General features: G+C 74.9%; 5 protein-coding genes and 1 pseudogene. All 6 read right to left on the bottom strand.

Annotated features, from left to right (window positions below):
* Positions 1-1178 (bottom strand): annotated as a pseudogene (locus LCD31_RS27900) (TIGR02680 family protein); the annotation flags it as partial.
* Entirely contained in the window at positions 1175-2377 is a 1203-nt protein-coding gene (locus tag LCD31_RS27895) for a TIGR02678 family protein (RefSeq protein WP_224963034.1), read from the bottom strand. The pseudogene LCD31_RS27900 and the gene LCD31_RS27895, both read right to left, overlap by 4 nt.
* Positions 2374-3891 carry a TIGR02677 family protein gene (locus tag LCD31_RS27890; RefSeq protein WP_224963033.1) on the bottom strand — a complete coding sequence of 506 codons (1518 nt, stop codon included), beginning with the start codon at positions 3889-3891 and terminating at the stop codon, positions 2374-2376. The genes LCD31_RS27895 and LCD31_RS27890 overlap by 4 nt, the downstream gene beginning before the upstream one ends.
* Positions 3892-4163: 272 nt before the next feature.
* Positions 4164-4337: a hypothetical protein gene (locus LCD31_RS27885; protein ID WP_224963031.1), complete on the bottom strand. Its 174-nt coding sequence runs from the start codon at positions 4335-4337 to the stop codon at positions 4164-4166.
* 381 nt (positions 4338-4718) lie between these two features.
* Positions 4719-4943 carry a hypothetical protein gene (locus LCD31_RS27880; protein ID WP_224963029.1) on the bottom strand — a complete coding sequence of 75 codons (225 nt, stop codon included), beginning with the start codon at positions 4941-4943 and terminating at the stop codon, positions 4719-4721.
* Between the two features lie 20 nt (positions 4944-4963).
* On the bottom strand, positions 4964-5449 hold the full coding sequence (locus LCD31_RS27875) for a hypothetical protein (RefSeq protein ID WP_224963027.1): 486 nt from the start codon (positions 5447-5449) through the stop codon (positions 4964-4966).
* Between the last annotated feature and the right edge of the window lie 589 nt (positions 5450-6038).

Genomic DNA, 6038 nt, shown 5'->3' with positions numbered 1-6038 from the left:
AGCGCGTCCCGCTCGGCGCGCACCGCCCGCTCGGCGACGGCGGCGGCGCGGGCGTCGGCGGCCGCGGCGCGCTGCGCGTCCGCGTCGGCTTCGGTGGCGCGCCGGTCGGCCCGGTCGCGGGCGGCGGTGGCGGTGCGCTCGGCTTCGGTGGTCTCGGCGTGCAGCCGGTCGAGCTCGGCCGCCTCGTGGTGGCCGTCGGCGAGCCCGGCGATGCGGGCCCGGAGCCGGTCGGCCTCCCGCGCCAGCTCACCGCGCCGCGCCAGGACCTCGTCCCGGTCGGCGGCGGTCCGCTCGTGGCGGCGCGCGCCGTCCGCTGCCTCCTCGGCGGCCCGGTCCAGGTCGGCGTCCGCGGCGAGGAGGTCGGCGGCCGCGGCGCGCAGCACCCGCCGCGCGTAGCCGGACTGCCGGTCGGCGACGGCGTCCGCTGCCCGCACCTGCTCGTCGAGCCGCGCCAGGTGTTCGCGGCGCCGGTCGAGGCGTTCGAACCCCTCGGCGAGCTCGGAGATCTCGGCCGCGCCCAGCGGTGGCAAGGCGCGGGACAGCAGCGTGGACAGCAGGTTCGGGTCCAGCCGCTCGGACAGCTTCGGGGTGCGCAGCTGCAGCAGCGCGGTGATGAGCGCTTCGTAGCGCGGCTCGGTGAGCTCCGGGAACAGCGCGGCGCGCACCGCTGCCCGGTGCTCGGCGGGCGTGTCGTGCACGGTCCCGAGTTCGCCAAGCCGCTCCTCCAGCGCGGTCCTCGTCAACGGCTGGTCGTTGCCGTTGACCAGCCGCAGGTCCACGCCGACGCGCCGGGAGGTGGTGAAGAAGTCCGCGCGCACCTCGGCGGTGTGCTTGCTGGCCTGCAACCGGGCGCCGCAGGTGAACCACCCGTCGCCGCAACGGAATTCCAGCCACGCGTAGCCGACGCGGGTGACGCCGGAGGCGCCCTCGCCCATCAGGTTCCAGTGCATGGTGCGTTCCGCGCTGCCGAACGTGGACAGCCGGTTCGCCCGCAGGTCCGCGTCGAACAGGAACGGCAGCAGCAGTTCCAGCGCCTTCGACTTCCCGGTGCCGTTCGGGCCGCGCAGCAGCAACCGTCCGTTGTGGAACTCGAAGACCTCGTCGTAGTAGCGCCACACGTTGAGGATCCCGGCGCGCGACGGGCGCCAGCGGACCGCGGCGGTTTCGGGGGCGGTCACGACGGGTTTCCTCCAGCGGAGTCGGGGGAACCGGACACGATGGTGTAGCGGGCGGCGGCGGGCAGCGCGACGATCCGCTCCCCGTCCCGCCGGGCCAGCCCGAAGTCCACGAGCACCGCCACCGCGTCCGCCACCAGCCGCGCCGGGCCGTCGGAGTAGCGGTAGGTGCGCGCCGATCCCGGCGACCGGTCCAGCACCGATTCCGCGTCCTCCCGCAGCTGGTCGGCGGTGAGCCCCGCGCGGGAGGCGCCGAGCGAATCCAGCAGGTGCAGCGCGGCGACCTTCGCGTTGTCGCCGTCGTCGGGGAACCTGCCGTCGGTGGCGAGGGATTCCGGGTCGACCAGCAGCACGCCTTCGGCGCGTTCCTCCACCGCGAACCCGCCCTGCTCGGCGGCTTTCCGCATGCTCTCCCGGCCGGTGCGGGAGGTCGCCCACTCGCGCTGCTCCGCGGTGAGGTCCGCCCAGTACACCACCGGGTCGTCGAACAGCTTGCGCAGCACGGAATGCCGCAGCCGCAGCGCGCGCTGCACGTCGGTGGCGCCCGCACCGCCGTAGCGGGGTTCGGCCAGCATCCCGGCGAGCCGGTCGCCGTCCGGCAGCCGCGACGGCCCGTTCGGCGCGGCCAGCAGCCGCACCAGCAGCGTCGCGTCCACCCGGTACAGCACCTTCGCCCCGGCGGAGTCGGTGTAGTCCTCGGTGCTGCCGTCCACGGGGTCCAGCGCGCCGAAGCCCTCCAGCGCGCGCAGCACGTCCACGAACGCCATCCGCTCGGCGCGCAGCGCCGGGTCGAACCCGGGCAGCACCGGATCGGCCGCGGTGGCCTGCGCGACGCGGTCCGCGAGCAGTCCGACGGTCGTCGCGGGACCACCGAGCAGTTCCGCCGCGGCCACGCAGAACAGCGCGTAGCGCCGCCGGTCGAACGGCGCCCGGCTGCCCCGGTCCCGCCGAGCGGGCCGGGACGCGTCCGGGTCGGAGCGCACCTTCGCGAGCCGTGCGTACCCCTGCCGCGGCTCCACGACCAGCGCCCAGCCGCAGTGGTGGTCGAACCAGCTCGCGAGGGTGTCGGCGCGCCGCCGCACCAGGTCGAACCCGTCCGGGTCGGTCGCGGCCCGGATCAGCGGGCTGCCCAGCAGCAGCCTGATACCGCGGGCCAGGTCGGCGCGTTCCGCGATGACCAGCTGGTTGGCGAGGTTGCTCATCCGCCCGCCTCCACCGCGCCGTCGGCGACGAGCCGCACGTGCACCGCGAAGTCCGGGCCGCGCAGCGTTCCCCGCTCGGTGCGCAGCTCGGCGGTGCGCCCGTCCGCCGGGTCGGACAGCTCGATCTCGACCCGTCCGTCGCCGGTGCGGGCACGGCGCACGCCCGCGTCGTCGGCGCGGCTCGCCAGGGCGCGCCCCAGCAGGTCCAGCAGCCGGTCGAGCACGCCGGGTTCGAGCCCGGTGAACGAGGAGAGCCGGACTTCGCCGCCGGTGACGAGCCGCTGCCACGCCGCGTCCAGCTCGGCGCGCTCCCGCCTGGCCCGGGCCGCGCGCAACGCGGCGAGCTGCGCGACGTCGCGCACCTTCCCGGTGCTGCCGAGCTTCTCGACGCGCCCGCCGCTGCGCAGCAGCGCCGAAACCCGCACCCGCGGGGCCCGCACCCACGGCGTCGCGGGCGCCACCAGTTCGGGGTCCTCGTGGGCGAGGTGCGCGTGCCGCGCGGGGCCGAGCCCGAACGCGGCGGACCAGAGGCGGTGCAGGTCCTCGTCCCGGTCGGCGGTGGTGAACCACCGGGCCAGTTCGCGGAAATCGGCCGCGGCGCTGGACGATCCGCTGCGGGCCTCGGTGATCCGCTCCAGCTCCCGCAGCAGCTCCCCGACGATTCCGCGGGCGGCGGCGCGCAGCAGCTCCGCGCGCGGTGGCGAGCCGTCCGCCGGGCGGAACCAGTCCCGCAGCGTCCCCCAGCTCGCCGCCCGCCGCTCCAGCCAGTCCCGCTCGTCAGCGGTGGGCGGCAGGTCCGCGCCGCGCAGCGCGCGCCGGTGCAGGTCGGCGACGCCGTGCGCCTCCACCTCGGCGAGCGCGGCGGAGATCACGGGCCGGCGCTGGTCGAGGTCGGTCGTGAACTCCTGCAGGTGCGCGACGGTCGCCGCCTTCACCTCGTCGAACTCGCCCGGGTCGTCGGACCGCTGGAGCCGCCGCAGTTCGGCGTGGAAGTGCGCGGTGCCGGTGCGCAGCGATTCCAGGTGCCCTTCCAGCTCGTGCACCGCGGCGCACAGCCGCCGGTCCGCCGAACCCGGTTCGGCCAGCAGCGCGGCGATCTCGGCGAGCCGGTCGGCGATGGCGTCGAGCACCGCGGTCTGCAACGCGCCGGTCTCGTCGAAGCTCGCCATCGCGTGCCGCAGCCCGGACCAGGCCGCCGCGCCCGCCTTCGTCAACGCGTAGTGCAGGTTGCGCCGCTCGTACTCGGCGGCGGTGCGGTAGTCCTCCGCGTGGTGCTGGACGACGTCGAGCAGCCCCCACTCGGCGAGCTTCTTCAGCCGTTCCGCGAGGTCTCCGTCGCCGAGCGCGTCGAGCCAGCCGCTCGCCCGCACCCGGTCCCGCACGTCATCGATGCCGAGCGAGCCCTCCCACCACTGCGCCGCGTCCGCGAACGCGCGCAGGATCGCCGAGTACGACTCGGCCTGAGCACCGACCGCGAAGCGGAACACGTCCGGCGGGACCCGCTGCGTCGCCACCCGCGGCCTCCTCCCGGCACGGAACCAACCACCTCACGGTAGTGGACCGCGGACGTCAGGCGAACGGGTAGCCGGTGACCGGTTCGCTCCGGTCCCCGCGGTCCGGGTTCCCCGCCCGGACGCGGAAATGCGGGCCCGGGCGGGGGGGGGCCCGGGGGGGGGGGGCCGGGCCGCGGGGGCGGGGGGCCCCCCCCGCCCCCGGGGGGGGGCGCCCCCGCCCGCCGGGTCACCCCCGGGGGGGGCGGGGGGGCCCCCCCCCCGGATCGGTCCGGTCACAGGACGTGCCGCGCCCCGGCGCCGAGGCCCCGGCAGGTCCAGCACTCCTCCGCGACGGCGGGTGCCGGGTCGGCCGGACCGGGGTCGAGCAGGCCCGTTCCCGAGCAGTCCGGGCACCAGGACCACTCGGCGGGCAGTTCCGCGGTGGGCGCGGGCGGCAGGACGTTCACCGCGCACCTCCTGTTCCGCCGGGCGTCGCGCTCGATTCCGGCTGCGTGGGCGGGACTTCCGGTGCGGAGGCCCCGCCCACCGGTCTACCCCGCGCGCTCCGACCGGCGGGGTCGCGCGGGTAACGGCTCGCGAAATTCCCGGAGCCGCCGCCGCGCGGGAGTTCCCTGGTGGTGCGCGCGCTCCGCCGGCGCCACGTCCGGGTTCGCCGCGCGCTCCCGCGGTCGTCCGACGCGGTCGCGAGCGCGGCGCCCACCGCGTTCCGCCGTCGCGCCGGGCGGTGCGAGCGGCCGGGCGCGCGGTGCGCGATCCGGCCCGGAACCGGCGGCGCGGAATCGGCCGCGCACCCCAGGCCGGAATGCGCTGTGCGACGAGCGGCGCATTCATCGCACGCCACGTCCCGCGTTGACCCTGATCCACTTGCGGGCCTGCACCCGCACGTCCTGGTCGTCTATCCAGTCGATGCCGACCTGCACGCAATCGACGAGGTTGTCGTCGCTGTGCGAACCGCGCGCGTCCCCGCGGTGCACGGTGATCATTCCGGAGCCGCGCCCCCAGCGGAACGTGTAGGACTCGCGCGCGGAGATCCGTTCGAAGTGCCAGGTCATCGGTAAGTCCTTCTTCACGTTCATCGGCCACCTCCCAGGTGGCGGGAACCGCGCGGGGCGCCCGATCGTGGCCCGCACCCGCCGCAGCGCGGTTGCGGAATGCGGGAGAGCACGTCCGGCGGCGAATTCGGATCGAGTGCGCCACCGCGCGGTCGCCGCAGGCGCGGAATGCCGAAGTGCACCGGGAATCCGCCGGAAACCGGGGATCCGCGAGCCCCGTGGGCGGGGAGCGCCAGCAACGCCAGCACCACCTCGTCCACCGGCCCGTCCCGCCGCCACAGCGCGGGAGGATCGGGGATTTCCAGGTCGGAAAGCCGGTATCGGGCGGCGACCGCGTCATCGGCCGCATGGGCCAGGAACGTGTCCATCACCCCGTGCTCCACGCGGAATCCCTGCAGCACGAACTCGTCGTTCCGCCCGGTCGGCAGGTACCGGAATCGAAAACCCTCGTGGACGCTGGCTCGAATCGCCGCCAAGTGCGAATGGAAGAGCGCGTCGAAGTCCACAGTGGCCACCTTTCATCAGATCGCCTTGCATGACTGGGAAAACCACCTGGCACGACGGAATCCGCCGACCAAGAAGATCTTGGTCGCGCAGTCGATCCCGCGCGTTTCAGGTGATCTTGAGAAGTGGAAGTAGTCGACCACTGGCCGCTATAAAAGAATGCTAGCCGCACGATAACGATGCGCGCACTCTTTCAATTGGGTGAATGTCCCAAGCCCCGAACCGAACCGACTTCCGCTCTTTCGTCCACAGCGGACGGTATTCCACGAGTGCGCCAACCAGCCCGAATCGGTACCGAGCCACTTGAAAAGTCCCGGCATGGCAGCGAAAACGCGATCACGCCGTTCGGCGGCACCTGTCGCCCAGCCGCACCGCCCCGGGTGGTGCGCCACCGCGCACCGCAGCGCGGTGCCGAAGATCCACTGATCAAGGTGGACAGTCCCGCCGCACCACCACCCCGAGAACCGGGAAAACCGCGCTGCGAACGGGGTTTTCCACCGCCGACCGCAGGACGCCACCCGACCCCGGCCGCACCCCGCCCGCGCATGCGTGGGCCATGGTGGTGGGGGGGGTGGGGGGGGGGGGGGGCGG

Origin of the sequence: Saccharopolyspora sp. 6M (assembly GCF_020176775.1) — a bacterium.
Lineage (GTDB): Bacteria > Actinomycetota > Actinomycetes > Mycobacteriales > Pseudonocardiaceae > Saccharopolyspora_C > Saccharopolyspora_C gregorii.
This window is presented reverse-complemented; position numbering and strand designations above follow the sequence as displayed.